This window comes from Pseudomonas sp. SD17-1, assembly GCF_029201585.1.
Lineage (GTDB): Bacteria > Pseudomonadota > Gammaproteobacteria > Pseudomonadales > Pseudomonadaceae > Aquipseudomonas > Aquipseudomonas palmensis.
Map to the genome: position 1 here is coordinate 3039342 of NZ_CP104044.1, position 21750 is coordinate 3061091.

A 21750-nucleotide genomic window follows, 5' to 3' on the forward strand; every position below is an offset into this window, starting at 1 on the left:
AAGGCCGCCCCCACAAGGCCATCACTGTACGTGTGGGAGCGGGCTTGAGCCGCGACTGGCCGTTATGCGGTCTTGTGCACCGCCGCGAACGCCTCGGCCACCTGCTGCAGGTTGTCCGGGCGCACGCCCGACATGCACACCCGGCCGCTGTCGATCAGGTACACGCCGAACTCGTCACGCAGCCGGCGCACCTGCTCCACGCTGAAGCCGGTGTAGCTGAACATGCCGCGCTGGCTCAGGAAGAAGTCGAAGTTCTGACCCGGCAGCAGCACAGCCAGTGCATCCACCAGCGCCTGGCGCATGTCCAGGATACGCAGGCGCATCCCCTCCACTTCAGCCTGCCACTGGGCGTTCAGGCCGGCATCGCCAAGCACCGTCGCAACCAGTTGTGCACCGAAGTTGGGCGGGCTGGAGTAGTTGCGGCGCACGGTCGCCTTGAGCTGGCCCAGCACGCTCTGCGCGGTGGCGCTGTCGTCACAGACCACCGACAGGCCGCCAACCCGCTCGCCATACAGCGAGAAGATCTTGGAGAACGAGTTGCTGACCAGGCACGGCACGCCGGCGCGGGCAAACTCGCGAATGGCGTAGGCGTCGGCGTCCAGGCCTTCACCGAAGCCCTGGTAGGCGATGTCGAGGAACGGAATCAGCTCGCGCGCCTTGACCACCTCGATCACCTGCTGCCATTGCGCCTGGTTCAGGTCGACCCCGGTCGGGTTGTGGCAGCACGGGTGCAGCAGCACGATGCTGTTGGCCGGCAGGGTCTGCAGGGTGGCGAGCATGCCGTCGAAGTCCAGGCCACGGGTGGCCGGGTCGAAGTACGGGTAGGTGTTGACCTTGAACCCGGCGCCTTCGAAGATCGCGCGGTGGTTGTCCCAGGTCGGGTCGCTGACCCAAACCTGCGAGTCGGCGAAGTAGCGCTTGAGGAAGTCGGCACCGACCTTCAGCGCACCCGAGCCGCCCACGGTCTGCACGGTGGCCACACGTGCGCCACCCACGGCCGGGTGATCGGCGCCGAACAGCAGCGCCTGGATCGCCTGGCGGTAGCTGCCCAGGCCTTCCATCGGCAGGTACAGCGAGGCTTCGTGGGGCTGGTCGGCCAGGCGTTTTTCCGCCTCGCCCACTGCCGCCAGCTGTGGCACCACACCGGCGGCGTCGTAATACAGGCCGATGCTCAGGTTGACCTTGTTGGCACGCGGATCGGCCTTGAAGGTCTCCATCAGGGAGAGAATCGGATCGCCGGCATAGGCATCGACATGTTTGAACACAGCGTGCAGCTCCTTGGGTCTGGGCAAATCGTGAAAGACGCTGCCGAGGATACCTGTAGCCGCCGATTTGTGACATGACCCTGGATGCAACTGATCAGTGCAGCTGCGCATGCATCCGCCGGCGAAAAGGCCGCGGGTCACCCCTTGGCCAACACCTGCAACTGCTCGAACTCCTGCGCCGTCACGCTCACCCCGTCCCGCGCCGACGCCTCGCGCTCACGCAAGCGCCGCTCGCCGGGCATGCGGGTCAGGCCTACCGCCTGCATCTGTTCCACCAGTTCACGGCTGCGCTCGGCAAAACGGCTGCCTTCGGCCTTGGTCGGGTCGATCACGATCACCAGTTGCCCGGTCCACGGGGTCTTGGCGCCCGGGTGCTGCGACCAGTCGAACTCGAACGAGAAGTTGCCGCCGGTCAGCGCCGCGGCCAGCAACTCGACCATCATCGACAGCGCCGAGCCCTTGTGCCCGCCAAAGGGCAGCAAGGCACCCCCGTCGAGAATCGCCTGCGGGTCGCAGGTCGGCTGCCCGTCGCGGTCCACGCCCATGCCTTCGGGCAACTGCTCGCCCTTGCGCGCGGCAATCTGCACGTCACCATGGGCGATGGCGCTGGTGGCCATGTCGAACACGATCGGCGCATGCCCGGCACAGGGTGCGGCGAACGCGATGGGGTTGGTACCGAACAGTGGCTTGCGCGCGCCGTGCGGCACCACGCAGGTCATGCTGTTGACCACGCTCAGGGCCACCAGGCCTTCTTCGGCAAAGGGCTCGACATCCGGCCACAGGGCCGCGAAGTGATGCGAGTTGTGTATCGCCAGCACCGCAATGCCGGCACTGCGGGCCTTTTCCACCAGCAGCGCCCGCGCCGCCTCGAGCGCCGGCTGGGCAAAACCGCCCCCGGCATCGACCCGTACGTAGCCGCTGGCCACGTCCTGCACCTGGGGCACCGCCGTGCCGTTGACCCAGCCACTGGCCAGGGTCGACACATAGGCGGGGATCCGGAATACCCCGTGGCTATGGGCGCCGTCGCGCTGGGCGCTGGCGCAGTTGGCGGCCAGCGTGCGGGCAACCGATTCGCTGGTGCCGTGGCGCACGAAAATCTGCTGCAACAGGCGCTCGAGATCGGCCTGGGGCAAGTGGTGAACAGCTGCGGACATCTGAAGCTCCCTTGTTGGAATTGGTATGGGCGACAGCAGTGAGCGATAGCGGACTTTCCTCCGATTGACAGCAAACTGTCAAATGTTGACTTGATGACAGAAAACATTCATTTTCTATTCCCAGCGCAACCGCCGTCGAGAATCGTCCGTGAGCCAACCGATCAAGCAACGCCTGGAAAACAGCCTGCAACATGCGGCGGCCTCGGGTCGCAAGATCGCCACGTACATGCTCGCCCATTTCACCGACCTGCCCTTCGAGACCTCGGCCAGCCTGGCGGCAAAAATCGGCGTCAGCGAATCGAGTGTCGGGCGTTTCTGCCGCTCGCTCGGCTACGTGCACCTCAAGGCCCTCAAGCACGATCTCAAGGACGACTTGGGCGATGGCCCATGGCTGGTCGGTGATCGGTTGCAAGAATTTCGCCAACAACAGGGCAAGGACGACATCGACCGCGCGCGCAGCCTCGAGCTGGAGGTCGCCGCCCTGGTGCGGGTCTACGAGTACAGCCGCACCGAGGCCTGGCACACCGTGGCCCGGCGCCTGGCCGAACGGCGCCGGGTATTCATTGCCGGGTTCCAGACCGAGCGCGGTATCGCCCAGTGCATGAGCCACCTGCTGCAATACCTGCGCGATGGCGTGCAGGTGGTGGACGGCAGCGCCGGGCACTTCGGCGAAGTGCTGCTCAGCGCCTCGCACGACTGCGCGCTGGTGGTGTTCGAGGCGCGCCGCTACTCGCGCCACGCCCTGGTGCTGTGTCGCAAGGCGCGCGAAGCGGGCATCCCGGTAACACTGGTTACCGACACCTTCTGTGACTGGGCCGATGCCAACGCCGACGAGGTGTTTCGCATCCCCACCGAATTCAATCTGTTCTGGGAGTCCACCGCGACGATGCTGTCGTGGGTACACCTGATGGTCAACGAGGTCTGCAAGAAGCTCGGGCCGGATGTTGAAAAACGCTTGGAAGCAACTGCCGCTCTACACAACGAATTCGTTGGCTACACGTCAACGAGCAAACAATAGCAAGAGTGCAATCAACCACGAGGTGTTTCATGAAACCCGTCCTCCGCTTTGCAGGCGCATGCGCGCTGCTGTTCGCCGGCATCACCTCGGCCCAGGCCGAAACCCTGAAGATCGCCACCGAAGGCGCCTACCCGCCGTTCAACTACGTCGACTCCAAGAACCAGCTGCACGGCTTTGACGTGGACATCGCCAAGGCCCTGTGCGAACAGATGAAGGTCGAGTGCACCGTGGTGGCCCAGGACTGGGAAGGCATCATCCCGGCGCTGATGGCCAAGAAGTACGACGCCGTGGTGGCCTCGATGATCAACACCGAAGAGCGCCGCAAGAAAATCGCCTTCACCAACCACTACTACAAGACACCGCTGTCGGTCGCAGTGCCCAAGGACAGCGAGATCACCGACGCGCAGACCGACTTCAAGGGTTACACGGTGGGCGCGCAGTCCTCCTCCACCCAGGCGATCTACGCCGAAGACGTGTATGGCAAGGCCGGTGCCGACGTCAAGCTGTACCCGACCCTGGACGAAGCCAACGCGGACCTCGCCGCCGGGCGCCTGGACGGGGTGATTGCCGACAAGTTCCCGCTGCTCGAATGGCTGGGAAAGGCAGGCAAGGACTGCTGCAAGATCCTGGGTGACGTCAAGGGCACCACCGCCGATGCCTCGATCGCCGTGCGCAAGGAAGACGAGGCGCTGCGCGAGCGCCTGAACAAGGCCCTGGACGAGATCGTCGCCAACGGGACTTACCAGAAGATCTCCAGCAAATACTTCGACTTCGATATCTACCAGTAAGACCGCATTCGCTGGCAAGCCAGCTCCCACAGGGTTTTGCGTCAACCGCGACCCTGTGGGAGCCGGCTTGCCGGCGAAGAGGCCCTGTTGTCTTGCCGAGGGTTCGCGCATGATCGAACAACTGTCCCTGTTATCCTTCGCCAGCGGCGGCTGGGGCCAGGCCCTGCTGGCCGGCGCCCTGGTGACCATTTCCCTGGCCCTGGCCTGCCTGCCCATCGGCCTGCCGCTGGGCCTTGGCGTGGCGCTGGCCGCCCGCTCGAAAAAACGCTTCCCGCGCGCCTGGGCCACCGTGTTCTCCACGGTATTTCGCGGCCTGCCCGAACTGCTCACGCTGTTGATCATCTATTACGGCTGCCAGATCGCCGCGCAGAAGATCCTCACCGCCATGGGCTACGAGGGCGAGGTAATGATCAATACCTTCCTCGCCGCCATGATCGCCTTCAGCCTGGTGTTCGCCGCGTTCTCCAGTGAAATCTGGCTGGGCGCGTTCAAGACCATTCCCAAGGGCCAGTACGAGGCCTCGGCCGCGCTGGGCCTGAGCAAAACCACCACCTTCCGCAAGGTGGTGTTCCCGCAGCTGGTGCGCATCGCCCTGCCGGGCCTGTCGAACAACTGGCTGTCGCTGCTCAAGGACACCTCGCTGGTGTCGACCATCTCGCTGGTCGACCTGATGCGCCAGACCAACCTGGCCGTCAGCGTGACCAAGGAGCCGATGTTCTTCTACACCGTCGCCTGCCTGGGCTACCTGCTGTTCTCGGCGCTGTCGGGCCGGGTCTTCGCCTATATCGAACGCCACACCAGCCGTCACCTGCGGAGTGCACGCACATGAATCTCGATGCCCTGCTGGCGTTCTTCGTCGACCCCGACCTGCTCGAACGCTACGGCCCGCGCTTTATCGACGGGCTGCTGGTCACCGGCAAACTGGTGGCCATCTCCTTCACCCTGGGCGCCCTGCTGGGCCTGCTGCTGGCGCTGGCGCGGCTGTCGAACAACGTGCTGCTGCAACGCCTGAGCGCCGGCTACATCTACTTCTTCCGGGGCTCGCCGCTGCTGGCGCAGCTGTTTCTGCTGTACTACGGGCTGGGCTCGCTCAAGAGCTTCTGGCAGGACGTCGGCATGTGGTGGTTCTTCCGCGAAGCCTGGTACTGCACCCTGCTGGCCTTCACCCTGAACACCGCCGCCTACCAGGCCGAGATCTTTCGCGGCAGCCTGATGGCCGTGGCCCCCGGGCAATACGAGGCGGCCAGAGCACTGAGCCTGAAGCGCTCGACCACCTTCTTCAAGGTGATCCTGCCGCAGTCGCTGATCGTGGCCATCGGCCCGCTGGGCAACGAGCTGATTCTGATGATCAAGGCCAGTGCAATCGCCTCGCTGGTGACCATCTACGACCTGATGGGCGTGACCAAGCTGGCCTTCTCGCGCAGTTTCGACTTCCAGATCTACCTGTGGGCCGCGGTGCTCTACCTGCTGATCGTGGAGATCGTGCGCCGCAGCCTCAAACACATAGAAGCCCGACTGGGCCGCCACCTGCGCTGAACCGTAGCCGTAGAGGATTTTTTCATGCATTGCCAAACCATCGTTCTGGGCGCCGGTATCGTCGGTGTTTCCACGGCCCTGCACCTGCAAGCACGCGGGCGCAAGGTGATCCTGATCGACCGTGACGAACCGGGCAGCGGCACCAGCCACGGCAATGCCGGCCTGATCGAGCGCTCCAGCGTGATCCCCTATGCCTTCCCGCGCGAGCTGTCCAAGCTGCTGCGCTACGGCCTCAACCGCCAGCCCGACGTGCGCTACAGCTTCAGCTACCTGCCCAAGGCCGCGCCCTGGTTGCTGCAATACTGGAAGAACTCCGCCCCGGCGCCCCTGGCCGAGGCCACCCGCGCCATGCTGCCGCTGGTGCAGCGCTGCGTCGAGGAACACGACGCACTGATCGAGGCTGCCGAACTGGGCGCCATGGTGCAGGCCAAGGGCTGGATCGAGGTGTACCGCACCCAGCCTGCCCTGGCCCAGGCCGTGGCCGATGCCCAGGCGCTCAAGCCCTACGGCCTGCAGTTCGAGATTCTCGACAAGCAGCAACTGCACGAGCGCGAACCGGACCTGAGCGCCAACGCCGTGGGCGGCATCCACTGGCTCGACCCCAAGACCGTGAGCAACCCCGGCGGCCTCACCCGCGGTTACGCGGCGCTGTTCGTCAAGCGCGGCGGGCAGTTCATCCAGGGCGATGCGCGCACCCTGCGCCAGGTGGCCAGCGAATGGCAGGTCGACACCCGCCAGGGCCCGGTCACTGCACCGGAGGCGGTGATCGCGCTGGGCCCGCAGGCCGGCGAGCTGTTCCGCCCGCTGGGCTACGATATCCCGTTGGAGGTCAAGCGCGGCTATCACGTACATTTTCATGCCAAGGCCGGTGCTGCACTCAAGCATTCACTGTGCGACGTGCAGGGCGGCTTCGTGCTGGCACCGATGGCCCAGGGTATTCGCCTGACCACCGGCATCGAGTTCGCCGCCAGCGACGATGCGGCCAACGAGGTCCAGTTGCAGCGCTGCGAAGCCATCGCCCGCCAGCTGTTCCCGCTGGGCGAGCGCACCCAGGACGCGCCGTGGCTGGGCCGACGCCCCTGCCTGCCGGACATGCGCCCGGTGATCGGCCCGGCGCCGCGGCACAAGGGCCTGTGGTTCAACTTCGGCCACGCCCACCACGGCCTCACCCTGGGCCCGGTATGCGGGCGCCTGCTGGCAGAAATGATCACCGGCGAAAACACCTTTACCGACCCGACGCCCTATGGCGCCGACCGCTTCGAACACTGAGATCGCGGAGAACAACAACATGACCGCACCACTGAGCCTTGCCGCTGCACGCCCCGACACGCACCCCGACCCGCGCAAGGTCGTGGTGAGCATCGACGGGCTGAACAAGTTCTATGGCGACTTTCACGTACTGCGCGACGTCGACCTCAAGGTGCGTGAAGGTGAGCGCATCGTGCTGTGCGGGCCGTCCGGCTCGGGCAAGTCGACGCTGATCCGCTGCATCAACCGCCTGGAGATCGCCGAAAAAGGCACCCTGCTGGTCAACGACACCGACCTGGCGCTGACCACGCGCCAGGCCGCCGAGGTGCGCAGCGAGATCGGCATGGTGTTCCAGCACTTCAACCTGTTCCCGCACATGAGCGTGCTCGACAACTGCACCCTGGCGCCGATGAGCGTGCGCGGCCTGTCGCGCAAGGAGGCCGAGGAGCGGGCACGGTTCTACCTGAACAAGGTGGGCATCGAGAGCCAGGCGGGCAAGTACCCCAGCCAGCTGTCGGGCGGGCAGCAGCAGCGGGTGGCAATCGCCCGGGCGCTGTGCATGAAGCCAAAGATCATGCTGTTCGACGAGCCGACCTCGGCACTGGACCCGGAGATGGTCGCCGAAGTGCTGGATGTGCTGGTCAAGCTTGCCGACACCGGCATGACCATGCTGTGCGTGACCCACGAAATGGGCTTTGCGCGACAGGTGGCCGAGCGCGTGCTGTTTCTGGACGGCGGGCAGATCATCGAGGATGCCCCGCCCGAGGCGTTCTTCAACAACCCGCAGAGTGATCGGGCCAAGGGCTTCCTGGCGCAGATTCTGCACTGAAGCCGCTGACCTTTCGCGGGTCACGCCCGCTCCCACAGGGGCTCACGCCGGCCTTGAGGGAGCGGGCTTGCCCCGCGAAGAGCCCACCACGTACTACGCCTAGCGCGCCTGCATCTTCGACTTGATAAACCCGGCCACGAACGTCAGCACCGCGCCGCCGGCACCACCGCCGACGATGCTGCTGATGATCGCCGCCATGTCCAGCGACCCGCCAGCCCCCATGCCGGCCCCGGGCTCACCGGTGATCGCGGCCAGTATCTGGCCCACGATCACCCCGCCCACCCCGCCGAAGATCGAATTGAGCAACGGCCCCATGCTCTGCTTGCTCATGCCGGCGGCATTGCCGCCTACCACACCACTGATGACCTGAATGACCAGACTCACGATGTCCATGGCTATACCCCTGCGCAGCGCTGATTGAGTGACGGCTCAGCTGCGACTACGACTACAGGCACTACCGGCGGCATCGAGACGTCTCGATCCGATCAACGACAGCCAGCTGTTGCGGATACGCGAAGTATAGGACAGGTACACGCCCTGCCCTTGCCCCCTCACACGTCGAAGTTCATGCGCCGCAGCCGCGCATCGATGGCCGGCGCGTTGAGCGCGCGGTTGAACACCAGGGCCAGCAGCAGCGACAGCGGCACCAGCGTGGGCAAGGCCCCCAGCATGCCGACCAGCGCATTGGGCAGCATGTGCTGCAGGCGTGGCCCGTCCCGCAGCAGGGCGATCGGCGTGTCCGGGAACAACGCCAGCAGCGGCATCAGGCAGAAGGCCAGCACCACGGCGGCCAGCAGCCGATTGCCCGGGCCCTTGCCCATGAAGCGGTTCATGCGGTGCCACAGCATGTCCTTGAACAGCCAGGTGCACAGCAGCCCCACGCCCACCAGCATCACCCCGTTGATCGGGCTGGTGAACGGCAGCACCAGGTAGTGCTTGAACATGGCCCACACCGTGGCCGGGCCATCGGCCCTGAACAGCACCTGCGGCCCGCCGAACTTCACCTCCAGAAGCTTGCCCGCGCTGAAAAAGAACAGCACCAGCATCAGCAGGCTCAGCCGCCAGAAGTAACCCAGCGCACGGCGCAGCACCAGCCTGGGCTCCAATTTGCTGCGCAGGGCCGTCTGCTGGTCCGAGGCGTTCTTGCGCAGCGCGAAGAAGCGATTGGCCTGCTCGGGGCTGACAGTGCCGTTTTTCACGTCCGACAGCTGGCTGACGTAATTCACGTGTCCAGACTCCTCGATCATGCGCCTGGCCACCGAACGCTCGCTGGCCAGGGCCACCTGTTCGATGTCTGCCGGGTTTTCCAACTGCTCGATCACCCTGTCGAAGTAGCTGGCGGCCAGCCCGTCATCGAACACCACATGCCGGTAGCGGCCAAGCATGTTGCAACGGATGCTGCGCCGTCCGGCACGCACCTGGGCCTGGCTGTAATAGCAGGTGCCGTCCACGCTCAGTACCAGGTCGCCCTTCTCGGGTGTGTTGTCCGGGTAATAAGGCGCGGCGAACCCTTCGGCAGCCCGCTCGATGGTTTCGGGCTCATCCCCCCACTCGTCGACGTAAGGCTTGAGCCAGGTATCGTTGGACTTCAGGTGCACCGAATTGCCGACCGCCTTGGCCGACACCTCCAGGGTGTAGCGGGTGCAGATGAACTTGTCGCCCAAACAGCCGCCGCAGGTCACCTGCCCCCCCATGCAGCCGCACGCCACAGAGCCGCCCACACAACTGGGGCAGTTGTCGCCGCCTGCGCCCATGCAGTAGGCACAACTGCCACTGCCGGTGCGGCCGGAGCCGCCACAGCCCCAGCACTGCGTGCGGCCCTTGCCGCTGCAACTGCTGCATCTTAGCTTGCAACTGCCGTTGCACACGGTGCAGCGCTGCTTGCCGTAACCGCTGCAGGTGCCGCAGGTATGGCTGGTGTAGAGCGGGTCCAGGGCAAACAGCTTCACCTGCTGGCTGCGCAGAAAATGCGCGGGATTGCTGCCCAGCCCCTTGAGCACACGGTTCTTGTAATGCGCCGCGCCCCTGCCCAGCAGCACTTGACGCTGCTCGGCCATCGACTGCTCGAGCTGGTGTTCGCTCACCGAATTGATCCGCAGCCCCACCGAAGCCGACTCGCGGCGCACTTCGGTCACCAGGCTCCAGCGCCGGCTCACGCTCACCGCGCGCCCCTTGTCCTCGACCTGCTGCACGGTCAGCTCGAGATCGGAGGTGTCATAGCCGCACCCCTGCAGGCGGCTGCGCAGTGCTTGCTCCACGGTGCGGGTGAATGCCTGGGTCATCGTCTACTCCGTCTCAATGCGCGCGTCCTGTTTTCGCCTGCTGGCGTAACGCCACAGAATGCCACGCCGCCCCTGGCGTGCGCTACGCGTCACGTTTCGGTTATCAGCAATTCATGTAGGAAACTGCCCAATATGTAGCCCTGTGCTACCATCCCGCGCAGCGGGTCACGCGCGCCATCAGTACAGGGAAGCACTCTTTGAAACACCACACCTCCTCACGTTTCAGCGCACTCGCCCTGGCCTGCTGGCTAATGGCCGGGCTCGCCTTCCAGGCATCCGGCGCGCTGGCCGACCAGTTGATCGGCACCCACCCCTCGGCTGCCGGCCCGATCAACCACATGGAAACCCCGCAGGGGCACGCCTACCTCACGCTGCCCCAGCGCAAGCTGCAATTGCAGCTGCCAGCGCAGTGGCGCGAAACCAATGTGGAGGGCACCTACGACCTGCAGGGCGAAACCGCCGTGGTGCTCAGCTACCGCACGCCGCAATGCGACTCGCAAAGCGCGCTGGTGGTGTTGTCCGGCACCTCGGCGTGGGGGCCTTACCGCCTGGGCGGCTGTTCCGACATGCTGGCCTTGCAGCGCGCCGAAGACGGCAAAAGCCTGGTGGCGATGCAGCTCAACGGCACGCAGTCGGCGGCCTGGACCTACTCATCGCTCGACCGGCAGTTTCGCGGCCCGCTGCGGGTCGACCTGCCGAACCTGCTCAAGGGCCTGGCCAGGGCGACACCAGCCCCTGCCAGGGCCGCAGCGCTACGCCCTGCACCCGTCCAGCACGCCGTGGCCCCGACGCCCCCGCCGCAACCCAGGCCCGCGCCCGCAGTGGCCAGGGTCGAAGCCAAACCGCCAACGCCTGCCCCGGCAGCAGCGCCATCGGCCGCGCCGCAGGTCACGCCCCAGGTCGCCACTGAGGTGGTAGACCGCGCCAAAACCGCGGCGCCGGCCCAGCGCCGGGTGACGCTCGACCTGACCTCCGAGCTGGAACACTAGCCGTGAACAGCCGCCTGTCGCCCGACCTGACGGGCCGGCCATGGCGCGAGTGGCTGCGCCGGCCTGTCGTGGCACGTGCGTCAACGCCCCGCCAACAGCAACGCTTCGTGGCCCGCCTGATGCTGGGGCTGACGCTGTGTTACCTGCTCGTCGAGATGGGCTTCAACGCACGCCTGCTGGATGTGGTGGGCGGGCTGGCCAGCCCCGCCCAGGTCGAGTCGATCGAATTCTACGGACGCCTGATCGCCGGCACCGCCGTGGCCCTGCTGGGCCTGGGCTGGGTACTGAAAAAGGCCTGCAGCCAGTACTGGAGCCTGGGCCGCACGCTGGCCTGGTCTGCGCTGACGGTGGGCAGCTGCCTGCTGGTGGTGTTTTATGCGCAGCTGGCCCTGATCAACCACCTGGTCGCCACCTCCACCCCGCAGGAGCGTGCCCGCGCCGTGCTGGGCGTGCCCATCAGCTACCTGTTGGTGCATCGCGAGTTCGGCCTGAAGGGGCTGGAGCTGGGCACCGACGACTACAAGCGCCCCGAGGGCAAGACCCTGCTAGCCACCCTGCCGATCCTGCTGCAGTCGGTCGATCGCCTCGAAGAGCGAGTGCGCCAGCAGGGCCTGGCCTTCTTCGAACTGTTCGCCGAAACCCGCCGCGGCCCGCTGGCCGACAACTACCAGCGTTACCGCGAGGCCCTGGCCGAGCTGGACGAGCTGTACGGCAACTACCGCCAGGGCAGCCAGCGCTACCTGGACGCCACCAGCCCGGCCGCCATCGCCCGGCATCAGCAGCAGGCCTGGGACGATTACGTGCAGACCCTCAAGCAGCGCAATCGCCGCCTGACCCCAGGCAACGTGCCGCGCCGGCACTGGCCGCAGGTGCGCCGCATGCTGGATGACAAGGGCATTCAGGTGAGTGACAACTGGCAACCCGGCGACCGCGCCGGCTTCAACCTGGCCGTGGCCAAGCGCGTGCAGGGCCATGCCAGCGGCGCCTACGGCACCGAGCTGTTCAAGCATATCCAGGGCGACTGGATCAAACCCGGCCTGTCGCGCCAGGGGTTCTTCGCCGACCCGGCGATCCAGCAGCGCTGGCGTAGCGCGCTGTACCTGCCCGACAGCCTGTCACTCAAGCCCGACTGGTCGCTCGAGGCCTATGAACAGGCGATCTACCGCCCGACCCTGCGCCTGGATGCCCAGCAACTGCTCGAAGAACGCCTGGTCGAGCCGGCCCGCTATGGCGAGCGCAACGACAAGGCCGACATCGGCCGAGACAGCTACCGCGCCCTGATCGTGCCGATGATCGCCCTGCTGTTCTCGTTGCTGGGGGCCTTCACCCACCTGTTCAAATGCACCCTGTTCGCCCTGCGCGCCGTGCGCCCGGTGCCGCGTCGCGCCTACTGGGGTGCGCTGGCGGTGTACGCGGTGGTGGTGCTGGCGCTGCCGATGCCGTTCAGCAACAAGGTCACCGAACAGCCGCTGTTTCTCACCCTCAAGCAGCGAGGCGCCAGCACCCTGGGCGCCATGGGCTGGGTGATCGCCCACGGTGCGCAGTGGACCGCCCAGGTACAGCCGCTGTTCTACCCGCTCAACGAAGCGATACGCCTGCACCTGCTGCAAGGCCTGAGCTACGGCTACCACGACAACGACTGATGACAGCGCCCCGCCACGGCCTGAAAGGAGCCCCACCTTGACCCGCTCGACCCCCCTTACCCTTGTACTACTGGCTGGCAGCGTGCTGCTCGGCGGCTGCCAGAACTCGCAGATGGGCAGCACCGCACTGGGCGGTGCTGCCGGCTGCCTGGGCGGCGCGATCATTGCGGTCGGCACCGGCGGCAAGCCCGGTGTGGGCTGCGCCATTGGTGCCGCGCTGGGCGCCCCCAGCGGCTACTACATCGGCCGCCAGAAAGACCTGCAGCAGGCCCGGCAGGTGCAGGCCGACATCGAGCGCCAGTCTGCCGACGTAGCCGCCGTGCAGGTCAGTACCCGCCAGGTCGCGGTGCCGGCCGACGAGCGCAATGCGGTGGGCGCCGCCAGCATCGATGCCGTCGACTCCATGCAGGTGAACGTGCCCCAGGCCCTGGTCAACAAGCGCGACAAGCGCCTCAAGGAGCCCCTGGGCCGTGTCGGCAGCTACGTGTCCGGTGCCCGCAGCAAGGCCAATGTGGTGGTCACCACCCGCAGCAAGGGCGACTTCAACTACATCGTCAGAACCATCAAGAGCGGCTACAACGGCAAGGTCGCCACCGACAAGGTCACCTACCAGTACCGCGAGCAGACCCGCGGCACCCAGTCGGCGATTCAGGTCATGCACGACGCCCAGGCTTAAGCCTTCCAACTCCAGTGGAGAACAGCAAGCATGCAGGATTTCAAGATTCAACGCCCCGACCCGGATGGCCGCGCAAAGCCGCAAAGCAAGCCGCAAAGCCAACCGCAGCAGCCCGACAGCACCGACCACACGGCCTACTACAAGCCGCGCCACCGCCAGGCGCAGCAGAACCAGAGCACCTACACCCGCAGCAGCGACAACGGCCCGATGCTGGTCTACGTGCTGTACCTCATCAGCCTGCTGGTGGTGGTCACCGCGCCTGCCGGGCTGGTCTACGCCTACCAGAGCCGCGCTGGCGCCAATGACCTGGACCGCAGCCACTACACCTTCCAGATCCGCATGTTCTGGATCGGCCTGTTGCTGCTGGGGGTGGGCGTCATCGGCATACCCTTCGTGTTCGGCTGGTTCGTGCTGGTCGGCTGGGCTGTCTGGCTGCTGTACGCAATCACCACCGGCATGCGGCGCTGGCGCAAGGGCCAGCCGGCCAGCTGAGGCCTGGTTGCCTACGCCAAAAGTCGTACGTTAAATATAATGAACTACCAAGCACGCTAACAATTGACATTAATCCTTATAAAACAAGGTATTGGGTTGTATTTCTAGAAACAACATAAGGAAATTAGCCTGCCGCAGGGTAAAGCCGTTTGACATATTTAACGGCTCTGGCAAGCTATGTCACAGGTTTCGACCGGGAGTCGTCCTTCCAGGCGCTCTCGGCAGTGCTCGAAACCTCAGGTAGCGTCAGCGGTTCCCGATGCGCCTGCACAACAATGACAGGCCGAGCCTGTCCCAAGGTGACATATGCCCAACAGCAACATTGGCAATAAGAATCAGACCCTGCGCAAGCCTGTCGTGCTCATGACCATGGGTGCCCAGGAACGCAAGGGCCATGCCTACCAGGTAATGACCCACAAATACATCCAACCCCTGGTCGACCATGCCGGATGCGTGCCGGTTCTGGTTCCGACCTGCTGCGGTACCGAAGACCTCGAGCAGTACCTGGACATGGCCGACGGCGTGTACCTGACCGGTGCCGGCAGCAACATCGACCCGGCGCTGTATGGCCAGGAGAACGAAACCCCGGGCAAGGCCCAGGACCGCGACCGCGACCTGTTCGACCTGCCGCTGGTGCAACTGGCCATCGCCCGTGGCCTGCCGATCTTCGGTATCTGCCGCGGCATGCAGGAAATCAACGTGGCACTGGGCGGCGACATCTACCAGAAGGTCTATGCCGAGCCAGGCTTCAACGATCACCGGGAGAACCCCGACGATCCGGTTGATGTGCAGTACAGCCAGGTTCACAGCGTGCGCCTGGAAGCCGGCAGCTGGCTGCGCGAACTGCTGCAGAGCGATGAAATCCGCGTCAACTCGCTGCATGGCCAGGGCCTGAAGACCCTGGGTGAAGGCCTCGAGCCGCTGGCACGTGCCGAAGACGGGCTGGTGGAAGCGATCCATGCACCAAGCCTGTCGCCGTTCCTGTTCGCGGTGCAATGGCACCCGGAATGGCAGGCGGCGCAGAACCCGGACTCGGTGAAGATGTTCGAAGCCTTCGGCCAGGCCTGCCGCCAGCAGGCAGCCAAGGGTCAGGCGGCGAAGAAGGTCGGCTCTACGGCCTGATTCGCGCCAACCGTTTCGCCGGCAAGGCCGGCTCCTGCCGCAGGAGCCGGCCTTGCCGGCGAAGGGCCCGGCCTGTCACCTCACACCCCCAGCGCCTCGATCAGCAACTGCGCCGGCACCGGCAGTTCCACCCCCTTGCGCGTGACCACCTCATAGGGCTCGCTGCGCGAGTTCAACACCAGCGGCAGTTGCGCCAGCATCCCATGCTCGAGCGCGATCCTGGCCGAGTCCCACGGCATCACCGCCACCAGCCCACGGTCCTGCAACAGCAACGTGAGCGTGGTGAAAGTTGATGAAGTTTCAATGGGATACAGTGGAAAGCTCAAACCCGCCTCACGAAATTCACGCTCCAGCGTCAAGCGCATCGGCATGTTCACCGGGAACACCACCCAGCGTGAATCGGCCAACGCCTCGAGCCTCAACTCGGCACACCCCACCAGCGGGTGCTGCAGATTGGCCACCACCACCAACTGCTCCTGATGCCTGGCCCGGCTCACATAGGCGCCCGGTCGCGGGCTCACGCTGGTTCGGCAGATCACCACATCCAGACGGCCCTGATCGAGCAAGCTGAGCAGGCGGTCGCTGGTGTCCTCGACGATCGATACCGACAGGTCCGGCTGGCTCTCGCGCAGACGCGCCAGGCCCTCCACCAGCATCGGTACCGCCCCCATGATCGACCCCACCGACAGCCGCCCGCCGTGGCCCTGCAGAATACCGATCATCTCTTCGCGCAGGTGCGCCAGGTCGGTATTGATCAGGCGCGCATAACGTACCACGCAGCGCCCCAGGTCATTGGCCTCCAGCCCCTTGCTGGTGCGCTCGAACAGCACCGCGCCCAGGGTCGATTCGATTTCATTGAGGGCCTTGGTCGCGCCCGGCTGGGTAATCGACAGGGCCTGGGCGGCCTTGTGGATCGAGCCCAGCTCGTCGAGGCTGATCAGCAGGCGCAACTGGCGCATGCGCAGGCGCGAAGCCATGGTAGTCAGGGGTGGCAGCATAGGTGATTACTTTTGGTTATCCCTCGGTCAACAGCTGTCATTAGGCAGCAAAGCCACGCAAATTTAAAGTGTCGGACAACAGCCCTCCCCACAAGAACAATCAGGAGTCAGCATGCGTCTGATCCAATTCGAAACCCCTACAGCCGCGCGTCACGTCGGCGTCATCGAAGGCGACCTGATCCAAGTGGTACGCAATACCCGCACCATGCGTGAACTGGCCCTGGCCGCGATTCGCAACGCCCGCAGCCTGTGCGACGAAGTGCTCGCCCGCGGCCTGGACGCCACCGCCCACAGTTACGCCCAGGCCCTGGCCGACTGCCGGGTGCTGCCGCCGCTGGACCACGACGACCCCGCCCACTGCCTGATCAGCGGCACCGGCCTGACCCATCTGGGCAGCGCCTCGACCCGCGACAAGATGCACCAGCAGAAAATCGACGACAGCACCGCCCTGACCGACACCGCCCGCATCTTCCAGTGGGGCATCGAAGGCGGCCGCCCGCCCTCCGGCACCGCCGGTGTGCAGCCGGAATGGTTCTACAAGGGCGACGGCTCGATCGTGGTACGCCCCGGCCAGCCGTTCCAGAGCCCCGCCTTTGCCGAAGACAGCGGCGAAGAGCCCGAACTGGCCGGCCTGTACGTGATCGGCGATGACGGCCAGCCCTACCGGGTAGGCTTCGCCATCGGCAACGAGTTCTCCGACCATGTGATGGAGCGGCGCAACTACCTGTACCTGGCCCACTCCAAGCTGCGCAACTGCTCCTACGGCCCCGAGTTGCGGGTCGGCGAGCTGCCCGCTCACCTGGGCGGCGTCAGCCGTATCCACCGCGGTGATAACCTGCTGTGGGAAAAGGAATTCCTCAGCGGCGAGGACAACATGTGCCATTCGCTGGAGAACCTGGAGTACCACCACTTCAAGTACACCCAGTTCCTGCGTCCGGGCGATGTGCACGTGCACTTCTTCGGCACCGCGACCCTGTCGTTCGCCGACCAGGTCAAGGCCGCGCCCGGCGACGTGTTCGAAATCAGCCTGCCCGAGTTCGGCGCCCCGCTGCGCAATGGCATCAGCGTGACGCCTTCGGCCATCTCACCCGGCGAGGTGAAAGCGCTCTGAACCGCAGGCGGCGCCCCGCGCGCCGCCGCGGCATTTCATAACAACCATAAGAGTGAGATGAGCATGAAAGACACCTCCTTGCAGGCCGCCCCGGCACCTGCCCTGGCTGCCACCGATGCCCAGCGGCCCACCACCGTGCGCTGGCGCATCTTCCTGATCCTGCTGTTGCTGGCCGCGATCAACTACATCGACCGCGCCTCGCTGTCGGTGGCGCTGCCGCTGATCTCGGCGGAATTCGAACTGACCCCGGCCATGGAAGGCCTGATTCTCAGCGCGTTCTTCTGGTCGTACGCACTGATGCAGATCCCCAGCGGCATGCTGCTGGACCGTTTCCAGGTGCGCAACATCATCGGCGCCGCCACCATCGGCTGGGGCGCCTTCCAGGCACTGGCCGGCGGCGCGCACAACTGGATCACCCTGCTGATCACCCGCGTCGGCCTGGGTGTGGCCGAATCGCCGATCATGCCGGCCGGGGCCAAGCTCAACGGCGCCTGGCTGACCCCCAACGAGCGTGGGCGTGGCGCCACCCTGGTGGACGGCGGCGCGCCGCTGGGCACCGCATTCGGCGCGATCATCATCGCCGGCCTGATCACCTGGTTCGACTCCTGGCGCATCGCCTTCGTGATCGCCGGGGTGGGCACCATCGTGGTCGGCATCTGGGCCTGGTGGTACATCCGCAACCACCCTTGCGAGCACCCCAAGGTCAACGCCGCCGAGCTGGACTACATCAACCAGGCCAACGCGGTGGCCAGCGACGGCAACGGGCGCAAGGCGATCCTCAAGGAGCTGCTCAAGAGCCGCTCGGTACTGGCCATGTTCGCCGGCTACGCCTGCTACAACAGCGTGTTCTACGGCCTGCTGACCTGGATGCCGAGCTACCTGCACCAGGCCCACAACCTGGACATCAAGGCCATGGGCGGCGCCACCTTCCTGATCTTCATGTGCGGCTTCGTCGGCGAGCTGATCGGCGGCTGGATCGCCGACAAGTGGAAAGCCAGCGGTGGCCAGCCCAACACCGTGATGCGCAGCATGTTCGCAGGCTCCGCCGCCGTGGCTGCCCTGTGCATCCTGCTGGTGGCCTACACCCCGGATGCCGCGCGGGTCATCGCCCTGCTGTGCGTCGCGCTGTTCTTCATCCGCTGGTGCGGCATGTACTGGTGCCTGCCGGCGATCCTGGGCGGCAAGTCCAAGGCCGGCATTCTGGGCGGCAGCATGAACTTCTGCGGCAACATGGTCGGCGTACTGGTGCCGATCCTGATCGGCCTGATCGTGCAGTTCACCGGCTCCTACTTCCTGGCCCTGATCTTCTTCGTGGTCATGGCCTTCGGCCTGATGCTGTTCTCCGGCCTGATCGACTATCGCGAGCGCGGCCTGGCGTAAGCCCGGCCCACGCCTCTGGAGATGACTGAGATGCAACTCATTACAACAACAGGCAGCGACAGCGCCGCCAATGCCGTGATCCGCCTCAACCCGCTGGACGACGTGCTGATCGCCCGCCAGCCCCTGCCCAAGGGCCTGCACCTGCAGGCCGAGCACATCGAGGTGCTGCAGGCCATCCCGGCCGGGCACAAGGTGGCGGTGCGCGCCATCGCCCCCGGCCAGCCGCTGCGCCGCTACGGGCAGATCATCGGCTTTGCCAGCCAGCCCATCGCCGCCGGCGAGCATGTGCACGTGCACAACCTGGCCATGGGCGACTTTGCCCGCGACTACGCCTTCGGCGTGGACGCCAGGGGCACACCGGCCACCACCGACGATACCTTCATGGGCATCGTGCGCGCCGACGGCCGGGTGGCCACGCGCAACTACATCGGCATCCTCACCTCGGTGAACTGCTCGGCCACCGTGGCACGCGCCATCGCCGACCATTTTCGCCGCGACATCCACCCCGAGGCGCTCGCGCCCTACCCCAACGTGGACGGCGTGGTGGCCCTGACCCACGGCGTGGGCTGCGCGGTCGACCCCGGCGGCGAGGCGCTGGCGATGCTGCAGCGCACCCTGGGCGGGTACGCGGTGCATGCCAACTTCGCCTCGGTGCTGATGATCGGCCTGGGCTGCGAGACCAACCAGATCCCCGACCTGCTGGCCGCCCAGGGCCTGAACAGCAGCCACACCCTGCGCACCTTCACCATCCAGGGCACCGGCGGCACCACGCGCACCATTGCCAGCGGCATCGCCCAGGTCAAGTCGCTGCTGGCCGAAGCCGATCAGGTACGTCGCGAGCCGGTCAGCGTCAGGCACCTGACCGTCGGCCTGCAATGTGGCGGCTCCGACGGCTATTCGGGCATCACCGCCAACCCGGCACTGGGCAATGCGGTGGATCGCCTGGTAGCGGCCGGTGGCACCGCGATATTGTCCGAAACCCCGGAAATCTACGGCGCCGAGCACCTGCTCACGCGCCGTGCGGTCAGCCGCGAAGTGGGCGAAAAGCTGATCGCGCGCATCCACTGGTGGGAAGCCTACTGCGAGCGCATGGGCGCCGAACTGAACAACAACCCCTCGGCCGGCAACAAGGCCGGCGGGCTCACCACCATTCTCGAAAAATCCCTGGGCGCCGTGGCCAAGGCCGGCTCCAGCGACCTGATGGACGTCTACGAATACGCCGAACCGGTGCGTGCCCACGGCCTGGTGTTCATGGACACCCCCGGCTACGACCCGATCTCGGCCACCGGCCAGGTCGCCGGCGGCGCCAACCTGATCGCCTTCACCACCGGGCGCGGGTCGGCCTACGGCTGCGCACCGTCGCCCTCGATCAAGCTGGCCACCAACACCCGCCTGTGGGAAACCCAGGAAGACGACATGGACGTGAACTGCGGCGGCATCGCCGACGCCAGCACCACCATCGAGGAACGCGGCGAACACATCTACCGCCTGATGCTGCGCATTGCCTCGGGCGAACGCAGCAAGAGCGAACAACATGGCTACGGCCAGAACGAATTCGTGCCCTGGCAGATCGGCGCCATCACCTGAGCCCCTGCCCTCAACCGACAAGGACCCCGCAATGACCTCTGTTCTCGGCCACAACTACATCGCCGGCCAGCGCAGCGCTGCCGGCACCACCGTACTGCAGAGCCTGGATGCGAGCACCGGCCAAGCGCTGGCGTGCACCTTCATCCAGGCCACTGCCGAAGAAGTGGACGCCGCCGCCAAGGCTGCCGCCAGCGCCTACCCGCAGTTCCGTACCCTGCCTGCGACGCGGCGCGCCGAATTTCTCGATGCCATCGCCGACGAGCTGGACGGCCTGGGCGATGACTTCATCGCCACGGTATGCCGCGAAACCGCCCTGCCCGCTGCTCGCATCCAGGGCGAACGCGGGCGCACCAGCGGGCAGCTGCGCCTGTTCGCCAACGTGCTGCGCCGTGGCGACTTCCACGGGGCACGCATCGACCGCGCGCTGCCCGAGCGCCAGCCACTGCCGCGCCCGGACCTGCGCCAATACCGCATCGGCCTGGGGCCGGTGGCGGTGTTCGGCGCCAGCAACTTTCCGCTGGCCTTCTCCACGGCCGGCGGCGATACCGCCTCGGCGCTGGCCGCCGGCTGCCCGGTGGTGTTCAAGGCTCACAGCGGGCACATGGCCACCGCCGAATGGGTGGCCGATGCGATCCTGCGCGCTGCGCAGCGCACCGGCATGCCGGCGGGGGTATTCAACATGATCTATGGCGCAGGCGTGGGGGAATGGCTGGTGCGCCACCCGGCGATCCAGGCGGTGGGCTTCACCGGCTCGCTCAAGGGCGGCAACGCCCTGTGCAAAATGGCCGCCGAGCGCCCGCAGCCGATCCCGGTGTTCGCCGAGATGTCGAGCATCAACCCCGTCATCCTGCTGCCACAGGCGCTGCAGGTGCGTGGGGCGGCCATCGCCCGCGAGCTGACCGGTTCGGTGACCCTGGGCTGCGGGCAGTTCTGCACCAACCCCGGCCTGATCATCGGCGTGCGCTCGCCGGCGTTCAGTGACTTTGTGCACGCCTTCGTCGCACAGATGGCCGAACAGCCTGCACAGACCATGCTCAATGCCGGGGCACTGGCCAGTTATGCCAAGGGGCTGGAGCACCTGCACCGCCATCCTGGCCTCACGCACCTGGCAGGGGCCGCGCAGAACGGGCGCCAGGCGCAACCCCAGCTGTTCAAGGCCGATGTGAACTTGTTGCTGCAAGGTGATGATTTGCTTCAGGAAGAAGTGTTCGGCCCAGCCACCATCGTTATCGAGGTAGAGGACGATGCGCAGCTGGCGCTGGCATGGCAAGGGCTGCGCGGACAACTGACCGCCACCCTGATCGGCGAGCAGGCCGAGTTGCTCGAATACCGCTGGCTGGGTGAGTTGCTGGTGGAAAAGGTCGGGCGAGTTCTGCTCAATGGCTATCCGACGGGGGTCGAGGTGTGCGATGCGATGGTGCATGGCGGACCGTACCCGGCCACGTCCGATGCCCGGGGCACCTCGGTGGGTTCACTGGCGATCGATCGGTTCCTGCGCCCGGTGTGCTTGCAGAACTACCCCGATGCACTGCTGCCCGAAGCGTTGCAGAATGCCAATCCGCTGGGAATCCAGCGGCTGGTCGATGGCGTCATGAGCCGCGAGGCTGTCGGCGCCTGATGCGGGCGCCTTTG

General features: G+C 66.0%; 20 protein-coding genes. 15 read left to right on the forward strand and 5 right to left on the reverse strand.

The window, feature by feature from the left end; genetic code table 11:
* Positions 1-62: 62 nt before the first annotated feature.
* The gene (locus N0B28_RS13795; RefSeq protein WP_043861431.1) at positions 63-1265 is read right to left on the reverse strand and encodes an amino acid aminotransferase; all 1203 of its coding nucleotides are present in this window, start codon (positions 1263-1265) and stop codon (positions 63-65) included.
* A 137-nt stretch (positions 1266-1402) separates the two neighbouring features.
* Positions 1403-2419, reverse strand: a complete 1017-nt coding sequence (locus tag N0B28_RS13800) for an Ldh family oxidoreductase (protein ID WP_043861430.1) — start codon at positions 2417-2419, stop codon at positions 1403-1405.
* 148 nt (positions 2420-2567) lie between these two features.
* Here N0B28_RS13800 and N0B28_RS13805 point away from each other — a divergent pair, with 148 nt between their 5' ends.
* The 6 genes from N0B28_RS13805 to N0B28_RS13830 all read left to right on the forward strand — a co-directional run bounded on the left by N0B28_RS13805 (position 2568) and on the right by N0B28_RS13830 (position 7838).
* Complete coding sequence (locus tag N0B28_RS13805) at positions 2568-3437, forward strand: MurR/RpiR family transcriptional regulator (RefSeq protein ID WP_275726776.1); 870 nt, start codon at positions 2568-2570, stop codon at positions 3435-3437.
* Positions 3438-3466: 29 nt separating this feature from the next.
* Positions 3467-4225 carry an ABC transporter substrate-binding protein gene (locus N0B28_RS13810; RefSeq protein WP_054914583.1) on the forward strand — a complete coding sequence of 253 codons (759 nt, stop codon included), beginning with the start codon at positions 3467-3469 and terminating at the stop codon, positions 4223-4225.
* A gap of 109 nt (positions 4226-4334) precedes the next feature.
* Complete coding sequence (locus N0B28_RS13815) at positions 4335-5054, forward strand: ABC transporter permease subunit (protein ID WP_043861427.1); 720 nt, start codon at positions 4335-4337, stop codon at positions 5052-5054.
* Positions 5051-5761, forward strand: a complete 711-nt coding sequence (locus N0B28_RS13820; protein WP_043861426.1) for an ABC transporter permease subunit — start codon at positions 5051-5053, stop codon at positions 5759-5761. Before N0B28_RS13815 ends, N0B28_RS13820 begins: the two co-directional genes overlap by 4 nt.
* A 24-nt stretch (positions 5762-5785) precedes the next feature.
* Positions 5786-7030 (forward strand): FAD-binding oxidoreductase, encoded by a 1245-nt coding sequence (locus N0B28_RS13825; protein WP_043861425.1) that lies wholly within the window; start codon positions 5786-5788, stop codon positions 7028-7030.
* A gap of 19 nt (positions 7031-7049) precedes the next feature.
* Positions 7050-7838 carry an amino acid ABC transporter ATP-binding protein gene (locus N0B28_RS13830; protein WP_043861496.1) on the forward strand — a complete coding sequence of 263 codons (789 nt, stop codon included), beginning with the start codon at positions 7050-7052 and terminating at the stop codon, positions 7836-7838.
* 99 nt (positions 7839-7937) lie between these two features.
* On the opposite strand, the gene N0B28_RS13835 is transcribed toward N0B28_RS13830, so the two are convergent.
* The gene (locus N0B28_RS13835; RefSeq protein ID WP_058540134.1) at positions 7938-8231 is read right to left on the reverse strand and encodes a hypothetical protein; all 294 of its coding nucleotides are present in this window, start codon (positions 8229-8231) and stop codon (positions 7938-7940) included.
* A 158-nt stretch (positions 8232-8389) separates the two neighbouring features.
* A complete protein-coding gene (locus N0B28_RS13840) occupies positions 8390-10120 on the reverse strand; it encodes a hypothetical protein (RefSeq protein ID WP_275726780.1) in 1731 nt (576 codons plus the stop codon).
* Between the two features lie 197 nt (positions 10121-10317).
* Between N0B28_RS13840 and N0B28_RS13845 the strand changes: the two genes are divergently transcribed.
* The 5 genes from N0B28_RS13845 (at position 10318) to N0B28_RS13865 (ending at position 15042) form a co-directional block, all read left to right on the forward strand.
* Complete coding sequence (locus N0B28_RS13845; protein ID WP_275726782.1) at positions 10318-11109, forward strand: hypothetical protein; 792 nt, start codon at positions 10318-10320, stop codon at positions 11107-11109.
* Positions 11110-11111: 2 nt separating this feature from the next.
* Positions 11112-12752, forward strand: coding sequence for a hypothetical protein (locus tag N0B28_RS13850; protein WP_275726786.1), 1641 nt, complete (start codon positions 11112-11114; stop codon positions 12750-12752).
* A gap of 37 nt (positions 12753-12789) precedes the next feature.
* On the forward strand, positions 12790-13428 hold the full coding sequence (locus N0B28_RS13855; RefSeq protein WP_275726788.1) for a glycine zipper domain-containing protein: 639 nt from the start codon (positions 12790-12792) through the stop codon (positions 13426-13428).
* A gap of 30 nt (positions 13429-13458) precedes the next feature.
* On the forward strand, positions 13459-13920 hold the full coding sequence (locus N0B28_RS13860; protein WP_054914589.1) for a hypothetical protein: 462 nt from the start codon (positions 13459-13461) through the stop codon (positions 13918-13920).
* A gap of 306 nt (positions 13921-14226) precedes the next feature.
* Complete coding sequence (locus tag N0B28_RS13865) at positions 14227-15042, forward strand: type 1 glutamine amidotransferase (RefSeq protein ID WP_043861344.1); 816 nt, start codon at positions 14227-14229, stop codon at positions 15040-15042.
* An 80-nt stretch (positions 15043-15122) separates the two neighbouring features.
* Here N0B28_RS13865 and N0B28_RS13870 read toward each other — a convergent pair whose 3' ends face one another.
* Positions 15123-16040 carry a LysR family transcriptional regulator gene (locus N0B28_RS13870; protein ID WP_054914590.1) on the reverse strand — a complete coding sequence of 306 codons (918 nt, stop codon included), beginning with the start codon at positions 16038-16040 and terminating at the stop codon, positions 15123-15125.
* 112 nt (positions 16041-16152) lie between these two features.
* Here N0B28_RS13870 and araD1 point away from each other — a divergent pair, with 112 nt between their 5' ends.
* From araD1 to N0B28_RS13890, 4 genes are read left to right on the forward strand one after another with little or no spacing between them, the layout of a single operon-like run.
* On the forward strand, positions 16153-17151 hold the full coding sequence (gene araD1, locus N0B28_RS13875) for an AraD1 family protein (RefSeq protein WP_275726796.1): 999 nt from the start codon (positions 16153-16155) through the stop codon (positions 17149-17151).
* Between the two features lie 57 nt (positions 17152-17208).
* The gene (locus N0B28_RS13880; protein ID WP_054914592.1) at positions 17209-18531 is read left to right on the forward strand and encodes an MFS transporter; all 1323 of its coding nucleotides are present in this window, start codon (positions 17209-17211) and stop codon (positions 18529-18531) included.
* Between the two features lie 30 nt (positions 18532-18561).
* Positions 18562-20118 carry an altronate dehydratase family protein gene (locus N0B28_RS13885; protein WP_058540127.1) on the forward strand — a complete coding sequence of 519 codons (1557 nt, stop codon included), beginning with the start codon at positions 18562-18564 and terminating at the stop codon, positions 20116-20118.
* Between the two features lie 31 nt (positions 20119-20149).
* The gene (locus N0B28_RS13890; RefSeq protein ID WP_275726802.1) at positions 20150-21736 is read left to right on the forward strand and encodes an aldehyde dehydrogenase (NADP(+)); all 1587 of its coding nucleotides are present in this window, start codon (positions 20150-20152) and stop codon (positions 21734-21736) included.
* Positions 21737-21750: the final 14 nt, after the last annotated feature.

Coding starts and splice junctions, on each gene's coding strand:
- N0B28_RS13825 (WP_043861425.1), top strand. CDS start 5,786: ATGCATTGCCAAACCATCGTTCTGGGCGCCGGTATCGTCGGTGTTTCC.
- N0B28_RS13890 (WP_275726802.1), top strand. CDS start 20,150: ATGACCTCTGTTCTCGGCCACAACTACATCGCCGGCCAGCGCAGCGCT.
- N0B28_RS13830 (WP_043861496.1), top strand. CDS start 7,050: ATGACCGCACCACTGAGCCTTGCCGCTGCACGCCCCGACACGCACCCC.
- N0B28_RS13880 (WP_054914592.1), top strand. CDS start 17,209: ATGAGCATGAAAGACACCTCCTTGCAGGCCGCCCCGGCACCTGCCCTG.
- N0B28_RS13835 (WP_058540134.1), bottom strand. CDS start 8,231: ATGGACATCGTGAGTCTGGTCATTCAGGTCATCAGTGGTGTGGTAGGC.
- N0B28_RS13865 (WP_043861344.1), top strand. CDS start 14,227: ATGCCCAACAGCAACATTGGCAATAAGAATCAGACCCTGCGCAAGCCT.
- N0B28_RS13840 (WP_275726780.1), bottom strand. CDS start 10,120: ATGACCCAGGCATTCACCCGCACCGTGGAGCAAGCACTGCGCAGCCGC.
- N0B28_RS13815 (WP_043861427.1), top strand. CDS start 4,335: ATGATCGAACAACTGTCCCTGTTATCCTTCGCCAGCGGCGGCTGGGGC.
- araD1 (WP_275726796.1), top strand. CDS start 16,153: ATGCGTCTGATCCAATTCGAAACCCCTACAGCCGCGCGTCACGTCGGC.
- N0B28_RS13820 (WP_043861426.1), top strand. CDS start 5,051: ATGAATCTCGATGCCCTGCTGGCGTTCTTCGTCGACCCCGACCTGCTC.
- N0B28_RS13860 (WP_054914589.1), top strand. CDS start 13,459: ATGCAGGATTTCAAGATTCAACGCCCCGACCCGGATGGCCGCGCAAAG.
- N0B28_RS13885 (WP_058540127.1), top strand. CDS start 18,562: ATGCAACTCATTACAACAACAGGCAGCGACAGCGCCGCCAATGCCGTG.
- N0B28_RS13870 (WP_054914590.1), bottom strand. CDS start 16,040: ATGCTGCCACCCCTGACTACCATGGCTTCGCGCCTGCGCATGCGCCAG.
- N0B28_RS13800 (WP_043861430.1), bottom strand. CDS start 2,419: ATGTCCGCAGCTGTTCACCACTTGCCCCAGGCCGATCTCGAGCGCCTG.
- N0B28_RS13810 (WP_054914583.1), top strand. CDS start 3,467: ATGAAACCCGTCCTCCGCTTTGCAGGCGCATGCGCGCTGCTGTTCGCC.